This is a genomic window from Pseudomonas shahriarae (assembly GCF_014268455.2).
Taxonomy (GTDB): Bacteria; Pseudomonadota; Gammaproteobacteria; order Pseudomonadales; family Pseudomonadaceae; genus Aquipseudomonas; species Aquipseudomonas shahriarae.
In genome coordinates this window covers 448,099-473,920 of sequence record NZ_CP077085.1, presented here as the reverse complement: position 1 = coordinate 473,920, position 25,822 = coordinate 448,099, and the positions used below count along the sequence as shown (strand labels likewise).

23 protein-coding genes are annotated in these 25,822 nt (G+C 60.0%); 14 read left to right on the top strand and 9 right to left on the bottom strand.

Going from position 1 to position 25,822, the window contains the following annotated elements:
• Positions 1-37 precede the first annotated feature (37 nt).
• On the top strand, positions 38-700 hold the full coding sequence (yrfG, locus tag HU773_RS02135; RefSeq protein WP_057958005.1) for a GMP/IMP nucleotidase: 663 nt from the start codon (positions 38-40) through the stop codon (positions 698-700).
• 127 nt (positions 701-827) lie between these two features.
• On the opposite strand, the gene lysM is transcribed toward yrfG, so the two are convergent.
• Positions 828-1,268 (bottom strand): peptidoglycan-binding protein LysM, encoded by a 441-nt coding sequence (gene lysM, locus HU773_RS02130; protein ID WP_057437074.1) that lies wholly within the window; start codon positions 1,266-1,268, stop codon positions 828-830.
• Positions 1,269-1,401: 133 nt separating this feature from the next.
• Between lysM and HU773_RS02125 the strand changes: the two genes are divergently transcribed.
• The 4 genes from HU773_RS02125 (at position 1,402) to HU773_RS02110 (ending at position 6,273) form a co-directional block, all read left to right on the top strand.
• A complete protein-coding gene (locus tag HU773_RS02125) occupies positions 1,402-2,271 on the top strand; it encodes a LysR family transcriptional regulator (protein ID WP_057444600.1) in 870 nt (289 codons plus the stop codon).
• A 115-nt stretch (positions 2,272-2,386) separates the two neighbouring features.
• Positions 2,387-3,226 (top strand): formate dehydrogenase accessory sulfurtransferase FdhD, encoded by an 840-nt coding sequence (gene fdhD / locus HU773_RS02120; RefSeq protein WP_057958003.1) that lies wholly within the window; start codon positions 2,387-2,389, stop codon positions 3,224-3,226.
• A complete protein-coding gene (locus tag HU773_RS02115) occupies positions 3,223-5,571 on the top strand; it encodes an FdhF/YdeP family oxidoreductase (protein ID WP_186625090.1) in 2,349 nt (782 codons plus the stop codon). The genes fdhD and HU773_RS02115 overlap by 4 nt, the downstream gene beginning before the upstream one ends.
• Before the next feature lie 222 nt (positions 5,572-5,793).
• Positions 5,794-6,273: a glycine zipper domain-containing protein gene (locus tag HU773_RS02110; protein ID WP_057437072.1), complete on the top strand. Its 480-nt coding sequence runs from the start codon at positions 5,794-5,796 to the stop codon at positions 6,271-6,273.
• Between the two features lie 134 nt (positions 6,274-6,407).
• On the opposite strand, the gene HU773_RS02105 is transcribed toward HU773_RS02110, so the two are convergent.
• The 3 genes from HU773_RS02105 to HU773_RS02095 all read right to left on the bottom strand — a co-directional run bounded on the left by HU773_RS02105 (position 6,408) and on the right by HU773_RS02095 (position 10,249).
• Complete coding sequence (locus HU773_RS02105) at positions 6,408-6,839, bottom strand: acyl-CoA thioesterase (RefSeq protein WP_057437070.1); 432 nt, start codon at positions 6,837-6,839, stop codon at positions 6,408-6,410.
• 23 nt (positions 6,840-6,862) lie between these two features.
• Entirely contained in the window at positions 6,863-8,800 is a 1,938-nt protein-coding gene (locus HU773_RS02100; RefSeq protein ID WP_169989225.1) for a RecQ family ATP-dependent DNA helicase, read from the bottom strand.
• 273 nt (positions 8,801-9,073) lie between these two features.
• On the bottom strand, positions 9,074-10,249 hold the full coding sequence (locus HU773_RS02095; RefSeq protein ID WP_057437068.1) for a tetratricopeptide repeat protein: 1,176 nt from the start codon (positions 10,247-10,249) through the stop codon (positions 9,074-9,076).
• 292 nt (positions 10,250-10,541) lie between these two features.
• Between HU773_RS02095 and HU773_RS02090 the strand changes: the two genes are divergently transcribed.
• Together HU773_RS02090 and HU773_RS27600 are read left to right on the top strand one after the other, a co-directional pair.
• Positions 10,542-11,024, top strand: a complete 483-nt coding sequence (locus HU773_RS02090) for a hypothetical protein (protein ID WP_120731243.1) — start codon at positions 10,542-10,544, stop codon at positions 11,022-11,024.
• Between the two features lie 274 nt (positions 11,025-11,298).
• Positions 11,299-11,655, top strand: coding sequence for a DUF1493 family protein (locus HU773_RS27600; protein ID WP_057437676.1), 357 nt, complete (start codon positions 11,299-11,301; stop codon positions 11,653-11,655).
• Positions 11,656-11,770: 115 nt separating this feature from the next.
• Here HU773_RS27600 and HU773_RS02080 read toward each other — a convergent pair whose 3' ends face one another.
• Positions 11,771-13,312: a phosphoenolpyruvate carboxykinase gene (locus HU773_RS02080; RefSeq protein WP_057437065.1), complete on the bottom strand. Its 1,542-nt coding sequence runs from the start codon at positions 13,310-13,312 to the stop codon at positions 11,771-11,773.
• Between the two features lie 179 nt (positions 13,313-13,491).
• The gene (gene hslO / locus HU773_RS02075) at positions 13,492-14,394 is read right to left on the bottom strand and encodes an Hsp33 family molecular chaperone HslO (RefSeq protein ID WP_057437064.1); all 903 of its coding nucleotides are present in this window, start codon (positions 14,392-14,394) and stop codon (positions 13,492-13,494) included.
• A 126-nt stretch (positions 14,395-14,520) separates the two neighbouring features.
• Here hslO and HU773_RS02070 point away from each other — a divergent pair, with 126 nt between their 5' ends.
• Positions 14,521-15,321: a phosphatase PAP2 family protein gene (locus HU773_RS02070; RefSeq protein WP_057957999.1), complete on the top strand. Its 801-nt coding sequence runs from the start codon at positions 14,521-14,523 to the stop codon at positions 15,319-15,321.
• Positions 15,322-15,362: 41 nt separating this feature from the next.
• Here the strand turns inward: HU773_RS02070 and HU773_RS02065 are convergent, their stop codons facing one another.
• Positions 15,363-15,770: an RNA-binding S4 domain-containing protein gene (locus tag HU773_RS02065; protein ID WP_186625089.1), complete on the bottom strand. Its 408-nt coding sequence runs from the start codon at positions 15,768-15,770 to the stop codon at positions 15,363-15,365.
• Positions 15,771-16,052: 282 nt separating this feature from the next.
• Here HU773_RS02065 and rimB point away from each other — a divergent pair, with 282 nt between their 5' ends.
• Positions 16,053-16,535, top strand: a complete 483-nt coding sequence (gene rimB, locus HU773_RS02060) for a retropepsin-like aspartic endopeptidase RimB (RefSeq protein ID WP_057958014.1) — start codon at positions 16,053-16,055, stop codon at positions 16,533-16,535.
• A complete protein-coding gene (gene rimK, locus HU773_RS02055) occupies positions 16,532-17,437 on the top strand; it encodes a 30S ribosomal protein S6--L-glutamate ligase (protein ID WP_186625088.1) in 906 nt (301 codons plus the stop codon). The genes rimB and rimK overlap by 4 nt, the downstream gene beginning before the upstream one ends.
• A gap of 129 nt (positions 17,438-17,566) precedes the next feature.
• On the opposite strand, the gene HU773_RS02050 is transcribed toward rimK, so the two are convergent.
• Both HU773_RS02050 and ompR read right to left on the bottom strand, forming a co-directional pair.
• Positions 17,567-18,880 carry an ATP-binding protein gene (locus tag HU773_RS02050; protein ID WP_057437058.1) on the bottom strand — a complete coding sequence of 438 codons (1,314 nt, stop codon included), beginning with the start codon at positions 18,878-18,880 and terminating at the stop codon, positions 17,567-17,569.
• Positions 18,881-18,996: 116 nt separating this feature from the next.
• On the bottom strand, positions 18,997-19,737 hold the full coding sequence (gene ompR / locus HU773_RS02045; protein WP_032856582.1) for an osmolarity response regulator transcription factor OmpR: 741 nt from the start codon (positions 19,735-19,737) through the stop codon (positions 18,997-18,999).
• Positions 19,738-20,071: 334 nt separating this feature from the next.
• Between ompR and HU773_RS02040 the strand changes: the two genes are divergently transcribed.
• The 4 genes from HU773_RS02040 to tauA all read left to right on the top strand — a co-directional run bounded on the left by HU773_RS02040 (position 20,072) and on the right by tauA (position 25,812).
• Positions 20,072-22,408: a Tex family protein gene (locus HU773_RS02040; protein WP_186625087.1), complete on the top strand. Its 2,337-nt coding sequence runs from the start codon at positions 20,072-20,074 to the stop codon at positions 22,406-22,408.
• Positions 22,408-22,791 (top strand): PaaI family thioesterase, encoded by a 384-nt coding sequence (locus HU773_RS02035; RefSeq protein WP_057437056.1) that lies wholly within the window; start codon positions 22,408-22,410, stop codon positions 22,789-22,791. The genes HU773_RS02040 and HU773_RS02035 overlap by 1 nt, the downstream gene beginning before the upstream one ends.
• Before the next feature lie 215 nt (positions 22,792-23,006).
• The gene (gene gshA / locus HU773_RS02030) at positions 23,007-24,590 is read left to right on the top strand and encodes a glutamate--cysteine ligase (RefSeq protein ID WP_186625085.1); all 1,584 of its coding nucleotides are present in this window, start codon (positions 23,007-23,009) and stop codon (positions 24,588-24,590) included.
• Positions 24,591-24,834: 244 nt separating this feature from the next.
• Complete coding sequence (tauA, locus tag HU773_RS02025; protein ID WP_169990609.1) at positions 24,835-25,812, top strand: taurine ABC transporter substrate-binding protein; 978 nt, start codon at positions 24,835-24,837, stop codon at positions 25,810-25,812.
• Positions 25,813-25,822: the final 10 nt, after the last annotated feature.

Below are 25,822 nucleotides of genomic sequence, written 5' to 3'. Positions count from 1 at the left end.
TGTCGGATATATTTACTTACCTGCTTGAGAACCCACCATGCCGCCACTGCCCTGGTCCGATATCGACACCGTCCTGCTGGACATGGACGGCACCCTGCTTGACCTGCATTTCGACAACCACTTCTGGATGGAACACCTGCCCCGGCGCTATGCCGAACTGCACGGTGTGAGCCTTGCCCTGGCGGAGATGGAGTTGCAGCCGCTGTTCGAGCGTAACGCCGGCCAGTTGCAATGGTATTGCCTGGATTTCTGGAGCACCGAACTGAAGATCCCGGTGCGCGAACTCAAGCTGGAAACCGCCCATTTGATCGCCCTGCGGCCGGACGCCGATACCTTTCTGGCGGCCATCAAGCAGGCCGGCAAGCGCGTGATCCTGATCACCAACGCCCACCGCGATTCGCTGTCGTTGAAGTTGGAACGCATTGAGTTGGCGCCGTATTTCGAGCGGCTGATCAGCTCTCACGACTATGGTTTTGCCAAGGAAAACCCGCAGTTCTGGGACGCCCTGCAAGCGGACATCGACTTCGACCCGGCGCGCAGCCTGTTTATCGACGACACTCTGCCGATCCTACGCAGTGCGCGGGATTTTGGCGTGGGGCATTTGCTGGCGGTGAAAGAGCCGGACAGCCGCAAAGGGCCGAAGGATACGGCGGAGTTTGATGCAGTCGGGGATTACCGGGAATTGATCAGCGGGCTCTAAAACTAGATGTGGGGCCCCTGTGGGAGCGGGCTTGCCCGCGATAGCGGTGGGTCAGAGCTAGATCTGCTGACTGACACACCGCAATCGCGGGCAAGCCCGCTCCCACATTATTCATCTGCTCCAGGTATTACTCAGGAATACGCAGCGTCTGCCCTGGGTAGATTTTGTCCGGGTGCGACAACATCGGCTTGTTGGCCTCGAAGATTTTGTTGTACAGATTGGCATTGCCGTAGACCGACAGGGAAATCGCGCTGAGGGTGTCGCCCTTTTTCACCACGACAAAACGGGCAGCCGCAACAACAGGGCCCGACACAGTGATCTGGTCATCCACGGTCGCCACGCCGGCAATGTTGCCCAGCGCCAGCAGAATCTTCTCTTTCTCCTCCTGGGTGGCGACTTCACCGGTCACTGTCACCTTGTCGCCCTCCACGGTGGTCTGCACATTCGGGTTACCCAGGCCGACCTTGGCAACGTGATCCTTCAACTGCTCACTCGCGTTTGCATTACCCGGCGTCAACAGATCAACGATTTTCTCGCCGGCTTCTTTGATAAAGCTAAAAAGACTCATAGTGCGCTCTCCTTGGGATTGGGTTTCCAGATGCCAAAGACTAGACCAGTCTTACAGATCTTGGTTCCAGCCCGACCAATGACGCAAACGCGCTAGAATCCCTGCGCCATTGGCATAAGCCCCCGGAGCGAAGATGGACATCAAACAACTGAAATTCCTCATCGCCCTCGACGAAACCCGTCACTTCGGCCAGGCGGCCGCGCGCTGCCACATCACCCAGCCAACCCTGTCGATGCGCCTGCGCAGCCTGGAAGAAGAGCTGGAGCTGCCGCTGGTCAATCGCGGCCAGCGTTTCGAGGGTTTTACCGCCCCTGGCGAGCGGGTGCTGGCGTGGGCGCGTACGGTGCTGGCCGCCTATGACGGCCTGCAGGCCGAAGCGGCCGCCTGCCGGGGCAACCTGGTGGGGACATTGCGCCTGGGCGTGGTGCCGCTGTCGAGCTTTGATCCGCTGGCCTTGATGCAACAGTTGCACAGGCAGCACCCCAGCCTGCGCTTTGAGCTGTCGGCGTTGAGCTCCGAGCAGATCCTCGAACAACTGGCGAGCAATCGCCTGGACCTGGGGGTGTCCTACCTTGAACGCCTCGACAGCGAGCGCTTTGACTCCCTGGCCCTGGACGAAACCCGCATGGGCCTGTTGTACGACCAACGCTTTTTCAGCTTTGGCGAAAAGCCCCTGAGCTGGGAGGCGCTGATCGAGCTGCCCCTGGGCATGCTCACCAGCGGCATGCATTTTCGCCAGTCCATCGACCATAACTTCCACAGCCGCGGCCTGACGCCACACCCCTTGCTGCAAACCGATGCCGTCCATCAGTTGCTGCAGGCCGTGCATGGCGGCCTGTGTTGTGCGGTGATGCCCCTGGACGGCGGCCTCGACGCCCTGACCGAACACCTGCGCCTGCAACCTATCGAAAACGCGCAAACCCTGGCCAAGCTGGGGCTGATCATGCGGCGCAGCGCGCCACGTTCGGCGTTGGCCGAGGCGTGTTTCGCGCTTTATCAGTAATCGCTACCGAAGCATTGATCGACGTCATCTATCGGTAGATCAGTATTGGCGATTAGACGCGACCCTTTGTCGCGCCTAGTCTTCACTCTGAACACTTCGCCGGTGACTAGACTTGATGAACGCCCAGCGCCCTGCGTGCGCGGCGCCTGCCCTGACAACGCCCGCGCCTGCCGCCAGCCAGAGTTATCAATATTGCAGCCTCGACCACACGGAATCGGCCAGCACCGCGCTGGCCGAGGAAGTTGCGTTGGCGATTGCCTACAACGACATCAGCCAGGCCGTGATGCTGGTGACGCCCACCGATCTTGAAGACTTTATCGTCGGCTTCAGCCTGGGCAGCGGCATCATCAGCGACATCAGCGATATCTATGACCTGCAACTGAGCGGCGCAGGCTCGGCCCAGTACGCCCAGGTGCAGATCTGCAGCCGCGCCTTCTGGAACCTCAAGCAACAGCGCCGGCAACTGGCCGGCACCAGCGGCTGCGGCCTGTGTGGCGTGGAAGCCGTAGAGCAGGCGTTGCCGGACCTGCAGGTTTTGCCGGGCGCACCACTGCCGCCTGCCGCCTGGCTCGAGGGTTTGCGCCAGCGTATCAGCGCCTTCCAGCCGTTGGGCCAATACAGTGGCGCGGTGCATGCAGCGGTGTTCATGAATAACCAGGGCGAACTGCTGCTGGGCCGCGAAGATATCGGCCGGCATAACGCCCTCGACAAACTGATCGGCGCCCTGGTGCGCCAGCGCATCCCGACCGAAGGCGGCGTGGCGATTGTCACCAGCCGTTGCAGCCTCGAATTGATCCAGAAAGTCCTGCGCGCGGGCATCCAGACCCTGGTCAGCCTGTCGTCACCCACCGGCCTGGCCCTGCAATGGGCGCGCCGGCACAACCTCAATCTTATCCACCTGCCGCAAAAAAGCGCGCCGCGGGTCTACAGCCCTGCGATGGAGTACCAGCCATGAGCAATCATCACCAAGCCGACCAAACCCCGACCCCGCGCTACAAGCCCTACAAAGGCCCGGCGGGCGGCTGGGGCGCGCTGATCAGCGTGGCACAGGCGTGGCTGACCAGCGATAACGCGCTGAAAAACCTGCGCATGATGCTCAAGACCAACCAGAACGGCGGCTTCGACTGCCCGGGTTGCGCCTGGGGTGACTCGCCGGAAAGCGGCATGGTCAAGTTCTGCGAGAACGGCGCCAAGGCGGTCAACTGGGAAGCCACCAAGCGCCGGGTGGATGCGGCGTTCTTCGCCAAGCACAGCGTCAGCTCCCTGCTGGAGCAAAGCGATTACTGGCTCGAATACCAGGGCCGCCTGACCGAGCCGATGAGCTATGACGCCGAGACCGACCGCTACAAGCCAATCAGCTGGGAGTCGGCCTTCGACCTGATCGGCAAGCACCTGCAAGCCCTGCCAAGCCCGGACATGGCCGAGTTCTACACCTCGGGCCGCGCCAGCAATGAAGCGGCATACTTGTATCAGCTGTTCGTGCGCGCCTATGGCACCAACAACTTCCCGGACTGCTCGAACATGTGCCACGAAGCCAGCGGCGTAGCCTTGGCGCAAAGTGTGGGGGTCGGCAAAGGCACCGTGACGTTTGACGACTTCGAACACGCCGACGCGATTTTCGTCTGGGGCCAGAACCCCGGCACCAACCACCCACGCATGCTTGAACCGCTGCGCGAAGCAGTGAAACGCGGTGCCCAGGTGGTGTGTATCAACCCGCTCAAAGAGCGTGGCCTGGAACGCTTCCAGCACCCGCAACATCCACTGGAAATGCTCACCAACGGTGATAAACCGACCAACACCGCATATTTCCGTCCGGCGCTGGGGGGCGACATGGCCATCCTGCGCGGCATGGCCAAGTTCCTGCTGCTGTGGGAGCGCCAGGCCCAGGCCGAAGGCAAAGAGGCAGTGTTCGACCACGACTTCCTCAATGAACACACGGTCAATGTGCTGGATTACCTGGCCAAGATCGACGACACCTCCTGGGATGAAATCGTCGAACAGTCCGGCCTGAGCCTGGTGGAGATCGAGCAAGCGGCGCGCATGTACGCCAAAGGCAAGAACGTGATCATGTGCTGGGCGATGGGCATCACCCAGCATCGGCATTCGGTGCCGACCATCCAGGAAATCGCCAACCTGATGCTGCTGCGCGGCAACATCGGCCGCCCAGGTGCCGGCCTGTGCCCGGTGCGTGGCCATAGCAACGTGCAGGGCGATCGCACCATGGGCATCAACGAACGGCCGCCCGTGGCCTTCCTGGATGCCCTGGAGCGTCGCTTCCAGTTCAAGGTACCCCGTGACAACGGGCATAACGTGGTCGAAGCCATTCACGCCATGCTTGAGGGCCGCGCCAAGGTGTTTATCGGCCTGGGCGGCAACTTCGCCCAAGCCACGCCTGACAGCCCCCGCACCTTCCAGGCCTTGAGCAACTGCGACCTGACCGTGCAGATCAGCACCAAGCTCAATCGCAGCCACTTGGCCCACGGTAAACAGGCTTTGATCCTGCCGTGCCTGGGTCGTACCGACATTGATATCCAGGCCGATGGCCCGCAAGCGGTGACGGTGGAAGACTCGTTCAGCATGGTGCACGCCTCCAACGGCCAATTGCAGCCGCTGTCGAAGCTGATGAAGTCGGAACCGGCCATTGTCGCCGGCATCGCCGCCGCCACCCTGGGCAGCAAACCGGTGGACTGGAACTGGCTGGTGGCCGACTACCGCCGCATCCGCGACTTGATCGCCGACACCATTCCCGGCTTCAAGGACTTCAATGAGCGCGTGCAGCACCCAGGCGGTTTCTACCTGGGCAACAGCGCCGGCGCCCGCCGCTGGAACACGCCGTCAGGTCGCGCCAACTTCCGCGCCAACATCCTGCCCAAGGACCTGGTGCATGAACGCACCCGCGCCACTGGCCAGTTACCCGACCTGATCATGCAATCCATGCGCTCCCATGATCAGTACAACACCACTATCTACGGCCTGGATGACCGCTATCGTGGGGTCAAGGGCCAGCGCGACGTGTTGTTTGTCAACGAAGCCGACATCATCCGCCTGGGCTTCAAGCCGGGGCAGAAGGCCGATATCGTGTCGATCTGGGATGATGGCCGTGAACGCCGGGTCAAGGGTTTTACCTTGCTGGCGTTCGATATTCCGGCGGGACAGGCGGCGGCCTATTACCCGGAGGTCAACCCGCTGGTGCCGTTGGAAAGCACTGGGGATGGTAGCCATACGCCTACTTCCAAGTTCGTGGCGATTCGCCTGGAAGCGGCCAGCGACAATGGTCTGATCATGGCCCGGACCGCCTGATCGTCTCCATGTCTGGGAACGATTTTACGGGCACAAAAAAGGCCGCTTTTGTATAAAAGCGGCCTTCCCGAAGTAGCTAAAGACCGGCAAAAACGACTTAAGTTCCCTAGATAAAACAGCAACTTAGCTAATTGTATACAACCTGCACCACTGGTCGGAATTCGATTGTAAGAATATTCCGACAACCTCAGGATCGCGCCGTCATCCCCTTGAGGTTCACCTATGAAGTTCTCCTCGATTCTCTTGTTGTCCCTTGGCTTGGTCAGTGGCGCAGCCATGGCCGGTGGCACCACCGAAGCCGGTGTAGGCGGCGCATTGGGCGGGGTTTTAGGTTCGGTCGTCGGCCAGCAGATCGGCGGCAATACCGGTTCGGCCATTGGTGCGGCCCTGGGCGGCGCCGGCGGTAGCGCAGTGGGCGCAGACAAACGCAGCCGTGGCGAAGCAGCCATTGGCGGCGCACTGGGCGCAGCAGGCGGCAACGTGGTCGGGCGCAGTGTCGGCGGTAGCACCGGCAGCCTGATCGGCGCGGCAGCCGGCGGTGGCGCGGGCGGCGCGCTGGGTAACTATATGGGCAATAAGAGCGATGACGACGACCGTCGCTATCGCGGGCGTGATAACCGCCGCTATGACCGTGATGATCATCGTGGCCGTGGGCATGCTTATGGCCATCGCAAGAACAAGCATCACTACCGTCACCGGTAAACACAGCAAACTCAATGTGGGAGCTGGCTTGCCTGCGCTAGCGCAATGCCAGCAACCAATAGGTGGCCTGACACTGCGCTAGCGCGGGCAAGCCCGGCTCCCACATTAGCTCTTCATTGTTTCGCAGGCCGCCGTCAGACCGCCAGGTGTTGCAGTGCTTCGCGCAGTACCTGTGGAATCGTCACCGGCTGGTTAGTCGCCCGATCCACAAACACATGCACAAACCGCCCCGCCGCACAGGCCTCATCTTCGCCGGCCTTGAACACCGCCAATTCGTACTGCACTGAACTGTTGCCCAATTTGCCCACCCGCAGGCCAATCTCGATACGGTCGGGGAAAGCAATCGAGGCGAAGTAGTCGCACGCCGAACTCACCACAAACCCCACCACTTCGCCGTCATGGATATCCAGCCCGCCCTGTTCAATCAGGTACGTGTTCACTGCTGTGTCGAAGAAGCTGTAGTAGGTGACGTTATTCACATGGCCGTACACATCATTGTCGTGCCAGCGCGTAATGATCGGCTGGAAGTGACGGTAATCGGCACGCTGCGGCATTGAGTCAGGCATGGACAAGTCTCGTTGAAGTGAATTTACAGGTCGTTCAGATGGGCCTCGGCCCAATCCCGCACCTCGGCATACGGATACTCTTCCAGCACCGCAAACCCTGGAATCCCCCGGGCCTTGAGCTTGGTAAACAGTGGCACGCTGATCCCGCATAAAAACCGCGTCAAGCGCTCGGCCCCTGGCAAGCTGCCAGTGTGTTGATGATGCCTGTGGATAAAATCCCCGCACAGCCCCTGGAAGTTTTTATCCACAAGCAGTGCCAGGCCCGGTGGTGCCGGCAGATGGGCGACCTGTCCCGAACAAACCGAGCAATGCCCACACTGGCGGGGGGCGGCTGCGTCGCCAAAATACTCGGCCAACCGAAAGCCCAGGCAACGCTCACTGGCGAACAACGCCAACATCCCATGGATCCGCGCCACTTCCGTGGCTTCGTGCTGCTTGAAGCCTGTGTATAACTCGGCGCTCAAGGCCTGGGGATCAAACCCGGTATCGAGCAGGCTATAGACCTCGGTCATCTGCTTGCTCTCCAGCTCGATCAGGCCCTGCTCCTGGAAATAATCCAGCGCCTTGACCACCCGGCCGCGTTCGGCCTGGTGCTGTTGATAAAGCGCATCAAAGTCCACGGTGGCCCAGCTCCTGGCCCGTTTGCACGCTTGGATAATCGCGGCGACAAACTGCTGTCGCTCACCGGAAAAACGCGCCAGCAATACCTCCGGTTCTACCAGGTACTTGAAGCGATACTCGGCATAAAACGCATAGCGCGGTGCAATCACCCCCTTGAGCTCCAACTGCACCAGCAAAGTCTTGAGCGGTAGCTCGCGGATATTGCTCAGTTCCGCTAACGAGCGCAGCAGAAACTCCCATTGCCCGTCATCACCGGCCGCCAGCAGTTCCTCCAGCACCAGGCGGATGCCTTCCTGCTCCGGCGTATCGCCGTAGACAAAGTTCTCCAACACATTGATGCTGTCGCGGTTGGCCAGCACCAGGCACTCGGAAGGCTGGCCATCGCGACCGGCACGCCCGATTTCCTGGCTGTAGTTCTCGATGGATTTGGGCAGATCGAAATGCACCACATTGCGGATGTCGCTCTTGTCGATGCCCATGCCGAAGGCAATGGTAGCGACGATGCAATTGGACTGGCCGCCCATGAACCGGCGCTGGATGCCTTCGCGCTTATCATGGGGTAAACCTGCGTGATAAGCCTCGGCCTGGATGCCATGGCGATTCAGGTGCTCGGCGATCTGCTCGGCAGTCTTCTGCAAGGTGACATAGACGATGCTCGGCTGGTTGGCCCGCTCGCCCATCCACTCCGCCAGGCGCCGGCGCTTGTCGGCGCCGCTGACCGGCTCCACCCACAGGTTGAGGTTGGACCGGTAGAACCCCGTGGTGATCACGTCGGCGGGGGCGATGGCGAACTTGGCCTGCATGTCCGCAATGACCTTGGGCGTGGCGGTGGCCGTCAACAGCAGCGCCTGGGGAATGTTGAACTGGTGTTGGTAGTCGGGGAGTTTCAGGTAGTCCGGGCGGAAGTTGTGGCCCCACTCGGAAATACAGTGCGCCTCGTCCACCACCAGTAGCGAAATCGAAACGCTGTGCAAAAAGTTGCGAAAGCGCTCGTTCTTCAGACGCTCTACGGAAATCATCAGGATCTTCAATTCGCCGGAGCGAGCGCGGGCCATTACGTCATTGGCCTGCTCACGGCTTTGTGTCGAATCAATGCTGCCGGCCGAAATGCCATGGCGCTGCAAAAAGTCCAGTTGGTCCTGCATCAACGCCAACAACGGCGACACTACCAGTGTCAGGTGCGGCAGCAACACGGCTGAGAGCTGATAACAGAGGGATTTGCCGGAGCCGGTGGGAAAGATCGCCGCCGCCGAGCGGCCGGCCAGCACGGCGCTGACAGCCGCCTCCTGGCCTGGGCGAAACTGTGGATAACCAAAGACCTGCTGGAGGGTGTCGTGCATAAGCTGTCACTCCATTGACCGCTGAACAGGCCTAAAACATAGCCCGGGATTTTCAGCGAATCGAGAAAGGTCGCGTGGAAAAGAGAGACAGGATGATACACAGGCGGCGAGGGTGAAGCCGGTAGCAAACGGCAATCTATAAAACACCCCAAAACAAAAGTGGGAGCGGGCCTGCCCGCGATGGTGGTGCCCCAGTCGATACTGCTGTTGACTGTTACACCGCTATCGCGGGCAAGCCCGCTCCCACATTTTCAGATCTTTGCTACAGCTCAATCAGCGGTTTTGCACACGCTCAATGGCTTTGTCATACACCGGGTTGGCCTTCTGTTCCTTGGCCAACTGATAGTGGCGCAGCGCATCGGCAAACTGCCCGGCCGCTTCGTAGATTCGCGCAATGTTGTAGTAGGAACCGGCGCGCACGGTGGCCGCTGTCGGGCCACTGGCCAGGGCGATTGCCTTGCGGTTGGCCCAGATCGACTCGGCGGTGTTACCGGCTTTCTGATAGGCCAGGCCGAGGTTGCCGTAGGCTTTACCGAAGGAATTGTCCAGTTCGATAGCCTGACGGAAGTAGTCGATTGCCTGGTCCAGGTTACCGGCCTGGTAGGCCGCTTCGCCTTTGAGGTTCAGCTTCTTCGCATCGCCCTGTACCGCAGAACTGACCACCACCGCATCCACGGCAACGCTGTCGTTGAGCAGGGGTTTGACTTCGTTGAGCACATCCTTGGCTTCGACCAGTACGCCGGTAAAGGTATTGATGTCCTGGAAGTCGCCGCTGCCGGTCATGCGGAACACGGTCCACAGGTTACCGGTACGGTTGGTCGGCACGTAGTAGGTGCGAACCAGGGACTGGCCCATGTACACAAACACCTTGGCCTGGCTCTCGGACAGTGCAGTGGAGCCTGTATTGGTGCGGTTGGAGAAGTCATGCACGGCGTAGACGTAGCTTTCGCCGTAGTGTTTTTTCTGCAGGGTGATGGTTTCCGGGCCGTAGCTGTCGGTGTCATCCACATCCAACTCGGCATCGGTGCCGGTCTTGCTGTTGAAGTAGATGTTGTTGCCGGGGAAGATCATGTGGGAGTCGAGGTCCGAAGGCGATTGTCCCCAGGTCAGCACTACACGCAGGCCGTCGAGGTTTTCCATCACCGGGCTGATGGCGTATGTCATGCCTTTGCACGGGCACTTCACCACCAGGTTGGAGTAGCCGGGCTTCTTGATGATCAGCAGATTGTCGGCGCCATCGGCAACTTCGCTGGTGAGGGTGACCTGGCCCTGGGCGTTGGTGCGCCCCACCACGTTCTGTGCGCCGTTGCGTTGCAGCAAGACTTCAGCGTCGGCGATTTTCTGGTCCTTGACCACCGCACTGAGCACTTCAATTGGCAACTGCTCGGCCTGGACAGAAAACGCCACCGCACACAATGACATCGCCGAGGCGATACGAAGCAAACCCATGCTTAACTCCCTTTAAGTAGTGGGCGGAATTGCCCTACAAGATTTTGCGGTGAAACATACGCTGAATTCAGGGGTTTTGCCGGGATTTTATACAAAATGTGACGTGGTTTTTATCACGCCTGCGCCAGGATGCCCGACAGCCAAATTGCCAACATCAGAAGACTCTGTAGGAAATTGCTTGGTCGGGCACCATACGCTTCCCAAACTGCCTCAGGTGCCCACTCAACCCTCTACAGAATCGGCCAAGCCTGACCGAAACTAGCGCCCTCGCAACCTTCTCGGCAAGAAATCCGTGAACCTTGAAAGGACTCAGTACATCGGCCATTACGGCGTCACGTTCAGCGTGATTCGTTTCACTGTACGGCCCGATAACAAGCAAGCACTTGCCAGCCTTTGCTTGCTAGACGCAAAGGCCTCTGCGCCAGAGGTTCGCCTGCGACTACAAAGTCTGTATGAGCGAATGCTCGCCCAGGATCTTCCGTGCCTCATGACAGTGGCCATTTCAAAACCATTGACCAGAAAACAGGCCGATAGCCTGAACAACCGAAATAACGTCGTCAAAGAAGCTATTTCAGGTGCGGTTGCAGCCCCAATTGGGATCATTTCCAGCAAGGCAGAATCACTGATCGAAAACTTCACCCGCGATTTGATATCCCGCCAGCTCCGCAACTTCCAGCGTGCAGACATCATCATCGGCCTAGAGGCTCGGGTCAGCGGGGGAATTGGCCCGCAGCGCTCAAGCCTCTCAATGCATGTGTACTCAGATGAGCCATAGTCAAATGCTGTATCTACAGACGGCGATCTTCTTCGCCTTTTATCTATTGCTGCATTACAAAATCACCGACGGCACACTCAGAAAGCGTTTTGCTGCCACTTTTATCGTAAGCGGCTTGATCCTGACATTCTGGCTACCTTATGTGGCCATCATTCTCAGCATTCAACTCCTCCCCCTCGCTCTATTCTTGATAGGCTTGGCACTCTTTCTGACCCGCAACAAATACTGCCATCATCACGACCATCCCCCTCACCCACTCCTGCGTGCTCCCACCATGAACCTGGCCCCCCACTTCCCCGAAGACCCTGTCATGCAGCAGCTCCTGCAATTGCTGCATGAAGAAATCGGCCTGCCCAAGCACAAGACCCTCCGCCTTAAAACCTCGCTTAACTTCGACCTCGGCTGCGACGGCGCCGAAGCCAGGCAATTTATGGAGGCGCTGGAGCAGACATTCGATCTCGACCTGGGTGACTATGATGCTTATCGTTACTTCAACCCGCCGGTCTTCGATGTATTCCTCAAACACCGCGCCAAGGGCCGGGGCGAGAAAATGCCGCTCACCATCGGCATGCTCTACCTGGCGATCAAGACTCATAGCTGGGATACGCAAACGCTGGAAAATCTGAGCTGAAGAACACTGAGTGGTTAATGTGGGCCTTTTTGCCGCCCTGCTCTACGCTCATCGAGATTTCCACGCGCACAAAAAAGCCGCCCACTAGGGGCGGCTTTTCAACAGCTAGCGAATCTTACAACTTCGGACCCGCTGCCTTGATCGCGTCGCTCACTTCAAATTTCTTGAAGTTCTCGACGAACAGGCCGGCCAGGGCCTTCGCTGCTTCGTCGTAGGCAGCCTTGTCAGCCCAGGTGTTGCGTGGGTTCAACAGGCCGGTCTCAACGCCCGGTACGGCCAATGGCACGTCGAGGTTGATGGTGTCCAGGTGCTCGGTTTGCGCACCGATCAACGCGCCGCTCTGGATCGCTGCGATCACCGCACGGGTGGTCGGGATGTTGAAGCGTTTGCCGACGCCGTAGCCACCGCCGGTCCAGCCGGTGTTGACCAGGTAGACCTTGGAGCCGAAGCCACGGATGCGCTTGATCAGCAGCTCTGCGTATTCGCCAGCTGGGCGCGGGAAGAACGGTGCGCCGAAGCAGGTGGAGAAGGTCGACTTGATGCCGCTGCCCGAACCCATTTCAGTCGAGCCCACCAGTGCGGTGTAGCCGGACAGGAAGTGGTAGGCCGCTTGTTCTTCATTGAGGATCGACACCGGTGGCAGTACGCCAGTCAGGTCGCAGGTCAGGAAGATCACCGCGTTTGGCTCGCCGCCCAGGTTCTTCTCGGAACGCTTGGCAACGTGCTCCAGCGGGTACGCCGCGCGGCTGTTCTGGGTCAGGCTGACGTTGGTGTAGTCGGCGTGCTTGGCATCGTCGATCACCACGTTTTCCAGGACGGCGCCGTGCTTGATGGCTTTCCAGATGACCGGCTCGTTCTTCTCCGACAGGTCGATGCACTTGGCATAGCAACCGCCTTCGATGTTGAACACCACGCCTTCGCCCCAACCGTGTTCGTCGTCACCGATCAGGTAGCGGCTTTCGTCGGCGGACAGGGTGGTCTTGCCAGTGCCGGAGAGGCCGAAGAACAAGGTCACGTCGCCTTCTTCACCGATGTTGGCAGCGCAGTGCATTGGCAGCACGTCAGCGGCCGGCAGCAGGAAGTTCTGCACCGAGAACATGGCTTTTTTCATCTCGCCGGCGTAACGCATGCCAGCAATCAGGACTTTTTTCTGGGCGAAGTTGAGGATCACGCAACCATCGGAATTGGTGCCGTCACGCTCAGGCACACATTCAAAGTTGGCAACGTTGAGCACTTGCCACTCTTCACGCCCGGCCGGGTTGTACTGGGCCGGGTTGATGAACAGGCAACGACCGAACAGGTTCTGCCAGGCAGTCTGAGTGGTCATTTTCACGGCCAGGTAGTGTTCTTCGGCAGAACCTACATGCACGTGGGAAACGAAATGCTCTTGCGCGTTGTTGAAAGCCTCGACGCGAGCCCACAGGGCATCGAACTTGTCGGCCGGGAACTTGCGGTTGATCGGGCCCCAGGCAATAGCGGCCTGGGTGGATGGCTCTTCAACGATGAAACGGTCGACCGGCGAACGACCGGTACGGTGACCGGTTTCTACGACCAGCGCGCCAGTATCGGCAAGCACGCCTTCACCGCGCTGCAGGGCTTCTTTGACCAGATCGTCAACACTCAGATCGGTGTATACGGCGTTATTGGCTTGCGTCATGAGGTTCCCCGTCGGCCTATGGCCGAGTGCTCCAAACGTTTTGTAGTAGAAAGTTGCGCACTACTACCGCGAAAAAAGTGGGCCGGATTATGCCAGAAAAGCCCAAAAAAAGTAGGGCCCTCCCGTCAGAACACCTCTAATCCGGCGTTTGTCAGGTGATTTACCTGTGCTTAAACGTTTTAGTGGTGGGTACCAGAAGGGGTGTCAACGCCAGCGCCAGCGAACAATTGGGCGATATCGGCAGCGTCGAACAGGTAGCGCTGGTTGCAGAACTGGCAGTCGATCTCGATTCTGCCACCGTGCTCCACCGCCAGATTCTGCGCATCCTCAAGGCCCAGGCTCACCAGGGCATTGCCCGAGCGCTCGCGGGAGCAGCTGCAATGGAAACGCAGCGATTGCGCATCGAACAGGCGCACTTCCTCTTCATGGTACAGGCGGTGCAGGATGGTTTCGTTGTCCAGGCCCAGCAGCTCTTCAGCGGTCAGGGTACCGGCCAGGGCAGTGAGGCCGCGCCAGCTTTCCTCGCGCTCATCCTCGTCCTTGATACGGTCCGCCGGCAGCTGTTGCAACAGCAGGCCACGGGCGCGCTTGCCGTCCGCATTGAGCCAGAAGCGGGTGCCCACTTGCTGGGACATGACGAAATAGTTGGTGAAGCAGTCGGACAGGGTTTCCCCGTCCAGATCGACAATGCCCTGGTAACGCTGGCCAACGGTCGGGTCGATGGTCAACGCCAGCACGCCGTTGGGCATCAGGTCGGCCAGGGTCGCGTCCGCCGGGATCTGGTCTGCGTCATAACGTGCCAGGCCACGGATTTCCCGCTCACTGGAGCACTCGATCATCAGCATCGGCACCGGGCCTTCGGAGCGCGCCTGGAGGATCAGCAAGCCATCGAACTTCATGGTGCCCACCAGCAGCGACGCGGCGGCCATCAGTTCGCCAAGCAACTGCGCGACCGGCTCCGGATAGGGATGCTTGGCAAGGACTTCGGCATAGCTGCGCTCCAGGGCAACCAGCTCGCCACGAGCGTCGTTGTCGTCAAAGAGGAAACGTTGGGTGAAGTCGGTATCCGGTAGATCAGTCATAGGTCTGGGTATCTGAATTGATGACAAAGTGATGACAATGTTTCTAAAATTATGCGCTTTAGCACCAATTTGGTGCGCTTTTCTTCTGATAGGTGAAGAGAGTTTAGAGCGAAGAGGAAACAGTTTATGAACAATCCGGGTTTGTTCCAAGCCAAGTGGAACCTCGGGCGATTGGCCCTGTGCAATTTACTCGCTCTGGGGCTGCTGTGTTTTTGGCTATGGCCCGCAGGCCAGATGCTTTGCGTGATATTCGACGAATGGCTGTTTCATCTGCTCAACGACCCGCTGGCCAGCAACCCGACCTGGCTGCATGTATGGGCGATCGCCAGCCTGCGGCCATTTGATGCGGTGGTCGGGGTGATCCTGCTGATGCTGCTGATTCGCGGCGAATGGGTGTTCAAGGCGATTGAAGTGCGCCAGGCGTTTTTCGGTTTCCTCGCGATTCTGCTGTTACTGCTGTTTATCCGCATGCTGTTTTCCAAGCTCGCGGCGCAGATGGGCTGGCAGCACAATAGCCCGTCGATGGTGATCAGTGGAGCGATCCATATGAGCGACTATTTCCCGAACCTGGAAAAAACCTGGGAATTGAAAGACCGTTCCAGCCAGAGTTTCCCCGGTGATCATGCTTCAGTGTTGCTGATCTGGGGGATGTTCATGAGCGTGTTTGCCAAGCGGATCGGCCAGGTGGTACTGATCTGGGGCCTGGCACTGCTGTTTATGATGCCGCGCCTGGTGGCAGGTGCTCACTGGGGGCAGGACGACTACATCGGTGGCGTACTGCTGGCGCTGTTAGCGCTGGGTTGGGGTTACTACACACCGTTTGCGGCGAAGGTCTCGGCTTGGCTGCTACGCATAACCGAACCGGTATTCCGGCTGCTTCAACGGGTACCCGCGATCAATCGCCTGAGCGTGATCCGCAACGCCTGAGCCCTGGTGCAGGAGCCTGATCGGCTCCTGCACGTAACCCCTCAATCATCATTGCCGCTGCCGCGAAACTTGAACAGGTCGCGGCGCTGTTTCTTGCTCGGCTTGCCGTCGGTGCTCATACCCAAGGCTCCGGCCTTGCGCATGGCCGCCGCATTCTCGCGCTTGGCAATACTGGCGGGGGTCTCGGTGTACAGCGCCTGGGCTTCAGGCGCGCCTCGGCGGACGATGGAGAGCGCCTCCACCAACACGGTTTTCTCATCAAAGCCGATGCGAATCTGCAACTCGTTGCCAACACGCGGTTCCTTGCCCGGCTTGCAGCGCTCGCCTCGGCAGTGCACCTTGCCGCTCTCGATGGCGGCCTTGGCCAAGGCCCGGGTCTTGTAGAAACGTGCGGCCCACAGCCACTTGTCCAAACGGACTTTTTCGTCCTCTTCCTGCTTTTGAGCCACTTGAATTCCTCGCTCTGAAAAATGTCGCAACTTAACAGTCGAATCCCTTCGACGCACAAACGCCAAGGCTCACCTAAGATACGCCAGGTGTCAGGCAGTTTCCCTTCAGCCGTCGTTTTTTATGGTGTGAAGATATCTGTCGCCATTTGGTGAATATTCTGCGTGAATACCGCGAATTCGGCGCCAAGCGCTCGTCAACGGTCCTGGGTTGTCACAATCCGTGAGCTATTGGACGCTAGTGTCGTATGACGTCGAAATTTCCCTGATTGCCGGTTGTTCATATTGAAGACATTTGACCATTTGACCGTTGTCGGTCTGCGTGAATGGGTGGCACTTCCCGATTTGGGCGTGGCGGGCCTGCGCGCAAAGATCGACACCGGCGCCAGTACCTCCAGCCTGCATGCCACCGAGATCGAGCCTTTTGAGCGTGACGGTGAAAAATGGCTGCGCTTTACGGCGCACCTGGGCAGCGTGGTGCAACTGCGTCACCGGCGCTGCGAAGCACCGCTGGTGGCCATGAAAACCATTAAAAGCTCCAACGGCCAGGCGCAGGTGCGCTACGTCATCAGCACCACCCTGGCCCTGGGTGATCGGGTATGGAGGGTGGAGTTCACCCTGGCTTGCCGCAAAACCATGCGTTACCGCCTGTTGCTAGGTTCCAAAGCCCTGATCGACGGCCAGTTAGTGGTCAACCCGGGGCTCAAGTATGTTCAAGACAAGCCGGTGTTCCCGGTCTCCACTATTGCTGCCACAGGTGTTGCATGAAGATCGCTGTGCTGTCGCGTAACCCGCGTCTGTATTCCTCCCGCCGTCTGGTCGAGGCCGGCACCGAACGGGGCCATGAGATGGTGGTGATCGATACGTTGCGCGCCTATATGAACATTGCCAGTCATAAGCCGCAGATCCACTACCGGGGCAAACCACTGGAAGGCTTCGACGCGGTGATCCCGCGTATCGGGGCCTCGGTGACGTTCTACGGCTGCGCGGTCCTGCGCCAGTTTGAAATGATGGGGGTGTTTCCGCTCAACGAATCGGTGGCCATTGCCCGCTCCCGGGACAAGCTGCGCTCCCTGCAATTGCTGTCGCGCCGGGGCATCGGCTTGCCCGTGACTGGTTTTGCCCATTCCCCCGATGACATTCCCGACCTGATCGAGATGGTCAACGGTGCGCCATTGGTGATCAAGGTGCTGGAAGGCACCCAGGGCATTGGTGTGGTGCTGTGTGAAACCGCCACGGCGGCAGAGTCGGTGATCGAAGCGTTCATGGGCCTCAAGCAGAACATCATGGTCCAGGAATACATCAAGGAAGCCGGCGGGGCCGATATCCGTTGCTTCGTGGTGGGGGACAAGGTGATTGCCGCGATGAAGCGCCAGGCCAAGCCGGGGGAGTTTCGCTCCAACCTGCATCGGGGTGGCAGCGCCAGCCTGATCAAGATCACCCCGGAAGAACGCATGACCGCCCTGCGCGCAGCCAAGGTCATGGGCTTGAGTGTGGCGGGCGTGGATATCCTGCGCTCGAACCACGGGCCACTGGTGATGGAAGTCAACTCGTCACCAGGCCTGGAAGGAATTGAGACCACCACCAACAAGGATGTGGCGGGGATCATCATTCAGCATCTGGAGAAGAACAGCGGGCCGAATCTGACCCGGACCAAGGGCAAGGGCTGAAATACGCCCTTTAGGGCAGCACAAACCAGTGTGGGAGCTGGCTTGCCTGCGATGACTGACTAACATTCAACATCACTGTTAGTTTTTTTCGCAGGCAAACCAGCTCCCACATTTGATTTTAGTCGTGGCTTAGACCGCATCCCTTGGCAACATCAGCCCCAACGGCAAGCGCACCCGCGCTTCCAGCCCGCCATCGGCACGGTTGCGCAGCTCAACATTGCCACCATGCATCGAGGCAATCCGCCGCACAATCGCCAGCCCCAGGCCGGTGCCTTTGCCACCACGAGCACGGTCGCCACGGGTGAAGGGGTTGAAAATGCCCTCCAGCTCCGCCGGATCAATCCCGGCGCCACGGTCCATGACACTCAGCACCACATAGGGCGCGTTGGTGTCACCAGACACATAGGCGGCGACTTCCACCTCGGTGCCCGCATGATGCAAGGCGTTGCCGATCAGGTTGTTCAACAGGCGCTTCATCGAGACCCGGCGCAACGCAAAGGGCTGGATCGGCTCCAGGCGCATGTGTACCTGCTCGCCATTCTGGTTATAGGGCGCCACGACCTCGCGGACCAGGTCGGTCAGGTCCACTTCTTCCACCACCTCATCGCGACCATCGCGGATAAACGCCAGGAACTGGTCGAGAATCGCGTCCATGTCTTCGATATCACGGACCATGTCATCGGTCAGGTCGGTGTGGTTACCCATCAGTTCCAGGGACAGGCGCAAGCGTGTCAGCGGCGTGCGCAGGTCGTGGGACACCCCGGCCAGCATCAGCTCACGCTCGCGACCGGCCTGTTCGACATCCTCGGCCATCTGGTTGAACGCGCTATAGACCTCGGTCATTTCGCTGGGCGTATCGCTGATCGGCAGGCGCACGCTGCGCCCCTGCCCCAGTTGCCTGGCGGCGAACACCAGGCGCTTGAGCGGCTGGTTGAGCTGGCGCACGAAAATCCAGGCCGACGCGGTGGAAAGCAGGCCGATAGCCAGGAACCAGCCAAGTACGTTCCAGATCTTCTGCCCCCGCAGCGGGTGCGGATACAGCGGAACCTTGATCCATGCATCGCCCAGGCTCGGCGCGCGCACCCAGAGGGCGGGTGATACATGCATGCGCAAGCGCACCTCGGTGTCTTCACCCAGTTCGGCCTGCATCTGGCGCTGGTAGATCTCGCTGTAAGGCCAATGCTGCTCGCCTTCCGGCACGCCAGCCCCATCCACGCGGGTCAACGTCGACGCCTTGGCGACTTTTTCGCGGTTCTCCGGATCCACAGCCCAGTAACCACGCAATGTCAGCGCAACACCATGGCTGTACTGCCGGTCCACCAGCACGTCTTCGTTCATCAATAGATAAACGAGGGTCAGCGCCTTGGAAAACAGCACGACGATCAGCACCAGCCAAAGGGTGCGGGAGAAGAAACTTTGGGGGAACCACAGCGGGGTTTTCATAGAAGACAGCTAGACACCTGGCAAGAGCGAGCCACGCTCGCAGAATTGCAGACGCCGGGCATCCGGCCGACCCCTTGGGATCGAACTCCGGAATACCCGCATGTGCAAATCATCGATTACTTGGTTGCCGTGCCATCCGGCACAAACACGTAACCCACGCCCCACACTGTCTGGATATAACGCGGCTTGGACGGATCCGGCTCGATCATCCGGCGCAGACGGGAAATCTGCACATCGATGGAGCGCTCCAGGGCGTCCCATTCACGACCACGGGCCAGGTTCATCAGCTTGTCACGGGTCAGCGGTTGGCGAGCGTTCATCACCAGCGCCTTGAGCACCGCGAATTCGCCCGTGGTGAGCATGTGGACTTCTTCGCCACGCTTGAGCTCACGGGTAGCCAGCGACAGTTCGTAGTCACCAAAAGTCACGCTTTCATCTTCGCTGCCTGGCGCGCCCGGTACGGGAGCCGCCTGGCGACGCAATACGGCCTTGACCCGCGCCATCAGCTCGTCGGGGTTGAATGGCTTGGCCAGGTAGTCGTCGGCGCCCAGTTCCAGGCCCTTGATACGGCTCAGCTCATCGCCCTTGGCGGTCAGCATGATGATCGGGATCTGGTTGTTGGTGCTGCGCAGGCGCTTGCAGGCGGTCAGGCCGTCTTCGCCGGGCAACATCAGGTCAAGCACGACCAGGTTGAAGACTTCGCGCCCGAGCAGGCGGTCCATCTGCTCGGTGTTCGGCACCGCGCGGGCACGGTAGCCCTTGGAGGTGAAGAACCGCTCCAGCAGGCTGCTCAGCCCCGGATCGTCATCAACGATGAGAATTTTTTCGCCTTCAGCAGTTTGTGCAGTGCTGCTCATTGGATGCTCCTCTTATCTGGCGCGCATTATGGCTTAGCTGCCGTTATACGCACGGTACGCATTGTTAGCAGATTTTTCTCCAACCACCAGTGCGCCGGCGCCTGGCGCAATCCCCCCAAGAACGGATCGCTGGTTATAATGCCGCGCCTCAGTGCCGGGCAATACCGTGGCCGGCCTGGTGTTTTTTCATCTGCTTGTCGTGACTTTTTCGATTTCGAGGGTCAATAGGCTGCCTCTTGACCCAGGCAGCGGCGCCAGTCGGGCCGCTCAACCAGCCGCGCAAAGCCTTGTTTTCCGGGCCTGCGCACTGCTTTCAAGAATTTCAGGTGGTTTTATGGACAGCATCAACAGCCGCATCGCCGAGGAACTCGGTGTACGCCCACAACAGGTCGAAGCGGCCGTCGCTCTACTGGATGAAGGCTCCACCGTGCCCTTCATCGCCCGTTACCGTAAAGAAGTGACCGGCAGCCTCGATGATATCCAGCTGCGGCATCTGGAAGAGCGCCTGCGCTACCTGCGAGAACTCGACGAACGGCGTGTCAGCATTCTCGCCAGCATCCAGGAGCAGGGCAAGCTGACCCCGCAACTCGAACGCGATATCAAGCTCGCCGACACCAAGACCCGCCTCGAAGACTTGTACCTGCCGTACAAGCAGAAGCGCCGCACCAAGGGCCAGATCGCCCTGGAAGCCGGCCTCGGCGAGCTGGCCGACGGTCTGTTCAACGACCCGTCCCTGACCCCGGAAACCGAAGCCGCGCGCTTTGTCGATGGCGAAAAAGGCGTGGCCGACGTCAAGGCCGCCCTCGAAGGCGCCAAGTACATCCTCATGGAGCGTTTCGCCGAAGACGCCAACCTGCTGGAAAAATTGCGTAACTACCTGAAACAGGAAGCCACCCTCAGCGCCCGTGTGATCGCCGGCAAAGAGGAAGAAGGCGCCAAGTTCCGCGATTACTTCGAGCACGACGAACCACTGAAAAGCATGCCGTCCCACCGCGCCCTCGCCATTTTCCGCGGCCGCAACGAAGGCATTCTCAGCTCCGCGCTGAAGGTCGGCGACGAACTGCCGGGCACCATGCACCCGTGCGAAGGCATGATCGGCCAACAATTCGGCATCCAGAATCAGAATCGTCCTGCGGATAAATGGCTCAGTGAAGTCGTGCGCTGGACCTGGAAGGTCAAGCTCTACACCCACCTGGAAACCGACCTGCTGGGCGAGCTGCGCGACGGCGCCGAGACCGAGGCGATCAACGTATTCGCCCACAACCTGCACGACCTGCTGCTGGCCGCTCCGGCCGGCCCGCGCGCAACCCTGGGCCTGGACCCGGGCCTGCGCACCGGTTGCAAGGTCGCCGTGGTCGACGCCACCGGCAAGCTGCTGGACCACGCCACCGTGTACCCGCACGTGCCGCACAACAAGTGGGACCAGACCATCGCCATCCTCGCCGCCCTGTGCGCCAAGCATGCGGTAGACCTGATTGCCATCGGCAACGGCACCGCCAGCCGCGAAACCGACAAGCTGGCCCTGGAACTGATCAAAAAATACCCAGGCATGAAAATGACCAAGGTCATGGTCTCCGAGGCGGGCGCTTCGGTGTACTCGGCGTCGGAACTGGCCTCCAAGGAATTCCCGGACCTCGACGTGTCGATCCGTGGCGCGGTGTCCATCGCACGCCGCCTGCAGGATCCACTGGCCGAGCTGGTGAAGATCGACCCTAAATCCATTGGCGTCGGCCAGTACCAGCACGACGTGTCGCAGCTGAAACTGGCGCGCGGCCTGGATGCAGTGGTGGAAGACTGTGTGAACAAGGTCGGCGTCGACGTCAACACTGCCTCGGTCGCCCTGCTGGCGCGGATTTCCGGCCTCAACTCCACCCTGGCGCAGAATATCGTCACCCATCGCGATGAAAACGGCGCGTTCAAGACCCGAGCGGCGCTGAAAAAAGTCGCACGCCTTGGCGAAAAAACCTTCGAACAGGCCGCCGGCTTCCTGCGCGTGATGAACGGTGACAACCCGCTCGACGCCTCGGCAGTCCACCCGGAAGCCTATCCGCTGGTACAGCGCATCGCCGCTGAAACCGACCGCGATATCCGCTCGCTGATCGGCGACGCCGCGTTCCTCAAGCGCCTGGATCCGAAGAAGTACACCGACGAAACCTTCGGTGTGCCGACCATCACCGACATCCTGCAAGAACTGGAAAAACCGGGTCGCGACCCGCGTCCGGAGTTCAGGACCGCCGAGTTCCAGGAAGGCGTCGAAGACCTCAAGGACTTGCAACTGGGGATGATTCTCGAAGGCGTGGTGACCAACGTGACCAACTTCGGCGCATTTGTGGATATCGGTGTGCATCAGGACGGTTTGGTGCATATCTCCGCGCTTTCAGAGAAGTTCATCAAGGATCCGCGTGAGGCGGTGAAGGCCGGGGATGTGGTCAAGGTCAAGGTCATGGAAGTGGATATCCCGCGCAAACGCGTGGGCCTGTCGATGCGCATGAGCGATACCCCCGGCGAGAAAATCGACGGTGCCCGTGGCGCACGCCCGGGTTCAGCGCCGCGCCAGTCGCAAAACCGTTCGGAAAACACTGCACCGCGTAAGGAAGCCACCACCGCAGCCCCGGCCAATAACGCCATGGCTTCGCTGTTCGCCAACGCCAAGCAGTTGAAAAAGCGCTGATGGAGCTGCCAGCCGGCTTGACCCACAGCGCCTTCAGCGAGCTGCTCGGCTGCCGTCTGCAACGCCTGGACCAAGGCGTTGCCGAGGTTGCCCTGAGCCTGGAGCCACAATTGCGCAACCGCGCGGGCAAGCTCCATGGCGGGGCGATTTTCAGCCTGGTGGACATTGCCATGGGGCTGGCCTGTTCCAGCTCCCACGGTTTTGACCAGCAGAGCGCGACCATCGAGTGCAAAATCAACTACATCCGTGCCGTGTCCGACGGTGACGTGCTGTGCACCGCCCGGGTCATCCACCCCGGCCGGCGCACGCTGGTGGTCGAGGCCGAGGTGTATCAGGACGAAAGACTCGTCGCAAAAGCACAAGGCACCTTCGCTGTCCTATAGCTCCCTGTCATCAATTTGGGTTAATTTCGGCGCTGCGAAAACAGCGTCGGAATTTTCTTCCTGCGCGATAGCCAAATTCAGGGAATGAAGTCGGCACTTTCAGAGCAGGTTGTTCCGGCTCGAAAACCAGGCGATAACGCCAGTTTTAACTTCACCCTTGTAGACCGTCTTGCCCACCCCCATATTGGGGCGACTGACGCGTGAAGGAATCCAACTTGAGCGAACTTCTCAACCGCCGCCTGGCTCTGCTCGGCAAGCGCGAACACCTCTCTTTGCTTGAGCACTGCCTGCACGGCATCGAGCGTGAATGCCTGCGTGTCACCGGCGAAGGCCGCCTGGCTCAAACGCCGCATCCAGAGGCCCTGGGCGCCGCATTGACCCATGAGTCGATCACCACCGACTATTCCGAGTCGCTGCTGGAGTTCATCACGCCGGCACTGCCCAACCCGGCAGATACCCTGCGCAGCCTCGATAAAATTCATCGTTTTGCCTACAGCAAGCTCGGCAACGAGTACCTGTGGAGTCCATCGATGCCGTGCCCGTTGCCGGCCGAGGAAGATATTCCGATTGCCTACTACGGCACCTCCAACATCGGACAGCTCAAGTACGTGTATCGCAAGGGCCTGGCCCTGCGCTACGGCAAGACCATGCAGTGCATCGCCGGTATCCACTACAACTTCTCCCTGCCGGAAGAGCTGTGGCCGTTGCTCAAGGAAGCCGAAGGCTTCGTGGGCACCGACCGTGACTACCAGTCCACGGCCTATATCGCGCTGATCCGTAACTTCCGCCGCTACAGCTGGCTGCTGATGTACCTGTTCGGTGCCTCGCCAGCCCTGGATGCGGGTTTCCTGCGCGGGCGTTCCCACCAGCTGGAACAGTTCGATGCCGACACCCTGTACCTGCCCTATGCCACCAGCCTGCGCATGAGCGATCTGGGTTACCAGAGCAACGCCCAGGCCGGCCTGACCCCTTGCTATAACGATCTGGCCAGCTACACCGACAGCCTGCGCGAAGCGGTGGCAACGCCCTACGCGCCCTACGTCGAAGTCGGCACCCACAAGGATGGTGAGTGGGTACAGCTCAACACCAACATCCTGCAGATCGAAAACGAGTACTACTCCAACATCCGCCCCAAACGCGTGACCTACACCGGCGAACGGCCGATCCAGGCGCTGATGGCCCGTGGCATCCAGTACATCGAAGTGCGCTGCCTGGACATCAACCCGTTCCTGCCGATGGGCATCGACCTGCCGGAGTCGCGCTTCCTCGACGCGTTCCTGCTGTACTGCGCGCTGGACGACAGCCCGCTGTTCGAAAACAACGAGTGCGGCAATGCCACGTCGAACTTCCTCAGTGTGGTCAAGGAAGGCCGGCGTCCGGGGCTGCAATTGCAGCGTCGCGGCCAGGCGGTGGAAATGAAGGAATGGGCCGCCGAACTGCTGGAGAAAATCGCCCCGCTGGCTGCCCTGCTGGACCAGAGCCAGGGCATCAGCGAACACAGCCAGGCACTGGATGCCCAGTTGGCGAAGATCCAGGATTCGTCCCTGACCCCGTCGGCCCAAGTGTTGGCCGCTATGCAGGAGCGCAAGGAAAGCTTTGCGCAGTTCTCCCTGCGTCAGAGCGAAGTGCATGCCGAGTACTTCCGTAGCGAGCCGTTGCCGGCAGACGAGCAGGCGCGTTTTGAAGAGCTGGCGCGTACATCGCTGGCGCAACAGGCGGAGCTGGAGCAGAACGAAGTGGGCGATTTCGACGTGTTTGTCGGGGCGTACCAGGCGAGCATCCTGGCGATCAGTAACTGACGCCATCCGATGCCCCCAGTGGGAGCTGGCTTACCTGCGATGAGGCCGTCACATCCAAATAAGATGTCGGCTGTTACACCGCTATTGCAGGCAAGCCAGCTCCCCCATTAATTTCATGGCCCTGAAGCTCTGTTTGCACTTTTCTCCTCATAAGCTAATTCGAAAAGGTTATTTATTTTCGGATTCTTAGATCATTTAGTCTCCTCACACGCCAACGTCTGGCCGCCTGATGAGGAGCTTCTCCATGCTACGACCTTCCCCTTTACGCCTCCTGGCGGCCCTGTCCCTGGCCGGCGCCAGCCTGTTTGCCCAGGCGGCCGACGTGACCATCGCCTACCAGACCACCGTTGACCCGGCCAAAGTCGCCCAGGCCGACGGCGCTTATGAAAAAGCCACGAACGCCACTATCGACTGGCGAAAATTCGACAATGGCGCCGATATCATCGCCGCCATCGCGTCCGGCGATGTGCAGATCGGCTACCTCGGTTCCAGCCCGCTGACCGCAGCCATCACCCGCAAAGTGCCGGTGCAGACCTTCCTCGTCGCCACCCAGATCGGTGGCGCCGAAGCCCTGGTGGCGCGCAACGGTTCCGGGATCAACAGCCCGCAGGACCTGATCGGCAAGAAAATCGCCGTGCCGTTTGTTTCCACCGGCCACTACAGCCTGTTGGCCGCGCTCAAGCACTGGAACATCGACCCGTCGAAAGTCACCGTACTCAACCTCGCCCCGCCGGCCATCATCGCCGCCTGGAAGCGTGGCGATATCGACGCCACTTATGTCTGGGATCCGGCCCTGGGTGTGGCCAAGGAAAACGGCAAGGTGCTGATCACCTCTGGCGAACTGGCCAAGTTCGGCGCTCCGACCTTCGATGCCTGGATCGTGCGTAAGGACTTTGCCGAGAAGCACCCGGAAATTGTCAGCGCCTTTGCCAAAGTCACCCTTGATGCCTACGCCCAATACCGTAAAGACCCACAAGCCTGGCTGGCCGATAAGGGCAACGTCGACAAACTGGTGAGGCTCTCCGGCGCCAAGGCCAGTGATATCCCGCTGCTGCTGCAAGGCAACGTCTACCCACTGGCCGCCGACCAAGTGACGCTACTTGGCGCCCCGACCACCAAGGCCGTGACCGATACCGCCGCGTTCCTCAAGGAACAAGGCAAGGTCGAGGCCGTGCTGCCGGACTACGCCCCTTACGTCAGCGCCAAGTTCATCACTAACTGATCAGGAGTTC

Bases quoted from the DNA above. Each gene is read 5' to 3' on its own strand.
- yrfG (WP_057958005.1), top strand. From the start codon at position 38: ATGCCGCCACTGCCCTGGTCCGATATCGACACCGTCCTGCTGGACATG.
- lysM (WP_057437074.1), bottom strand. From the start codon at position 1,268: ATGAGTCTTTTTAGCTTTATCAAAGAAGCCGGCGAGAAAATCGTTGAT.
- HU773_RS02125 (WP_057444600.1), top strand. From the start codon at position 1,402: ATGGACATCAAACAACTGAAATTCCTCATCGCCCTCGACGAAACCCGT.
- fdhD (WP_057958003.1), top strand. From the start codon at position 2,387: ATGAACGCCCAGCGCCCTGCGTGCGCGGCGCCTGCCCTGACAACGCCC.
- HU773_RS02115 (WP_186625090.1), top strand. From the start codon at position 3,223: ATGAGCAATCATCACCAAGCCGACCAAACCCCGACCCCGCGCTACAAG.
- HU773_RS02110 (WP_057437072.1), top strand. From the start codon at position 5,794: ATGAAGTTCTCCTCGATTCTCTTGTTGTCCCTTGGCTTGGTCAGTGGC.
- HU773_RS02105 (WP_057437070.1), bottom strand. From the start codon at position 6,839: ATGCCTGACTCAATGCCGCAGCGTGCCGATTACCGTCACTTCCAGCCG.
- HU773_RS02100 (WP_169989225.1), bottom strand. From the start codon at position 8,800: ATGCACGACACCCTCCAGCAGGTCTTTGGTTATCCACAGTTTCGCCCA.
- HU773_RS02095 (WP_057437068.1), bottom strand. From the start codon at position 10,249: ATGGGTTTGCTTCGTATCGCCTCGGCGATGTCATTGTGTGCGGTGGCG.
- HU773_RS27600 (WP_057437676.1), top strand. From the start codon at position 11,299: ATGAACCTGGCCCCCCACTTCCCCGAAGACCCTGTCATGCAGCAGCTC.
- HU773_RS02080 (WP_057437065.1), bottom strand. From the start codon at position 13,312: ATGACGCAAGCCAATAACGCCGTATACACCGATCTGAGTGTTGACGAT.
- hslO (WP_057437064.1), bottom strand. From the start codon at position 14,394: ATGACTGATCTACCGGATACCGACTTCACCCAACGTTTCCTCTTTGAC.
- HU773_RS02070 (WP_057957999.1), top strand. From the start codon at position 14,521: ATGAACAATCCGGGTTTGTTCCAAGCCAAGTGGAACCTCGGGCGATTG.
- rimK (WP_186625088.1), top strand. From the start codon at position 16,532: ATGAAGATCGCTGTGCTGTCGCGTAACCCGCGTCTGTATTCCTCCCGC.
- HU773_RS02050 (WP_057437058.1), bottom strand. From the start codon at position 18,880: ATGAAAACCCCGCTGTGGTTCCCCCAAAGTTTCTTCTCCCGCACCCTT.
- ompR (WP_032856582.1), bottom strand. From the start codon at position 19,737: ATGAGCAGCACTGCACAAACTGCTGAAGGCGAAAAAATTCTCATCGTT.
- HU773_RS02040 (WP_186625087.1), top strand. From the start codon at position 20,072: ATGGACAGCATCAACAGCCGCATCGCCGAGGAACTCGGTGTACGCCCA.
- HU773_RS02035 (WP_057437056.1), top strand. From the start codon at position 22,408: ATGGAGCTGCCAGCCGGCTTGACCCACAGCGCCTTCAGCGAGCTGCTC.
- tauA (WP_169990609.1), top strand. From the start codon at position 24,835: ATGCTACGACCTTCCCCTTTACGCCTCCTGGCGGCCCTGTCCCTGGCC.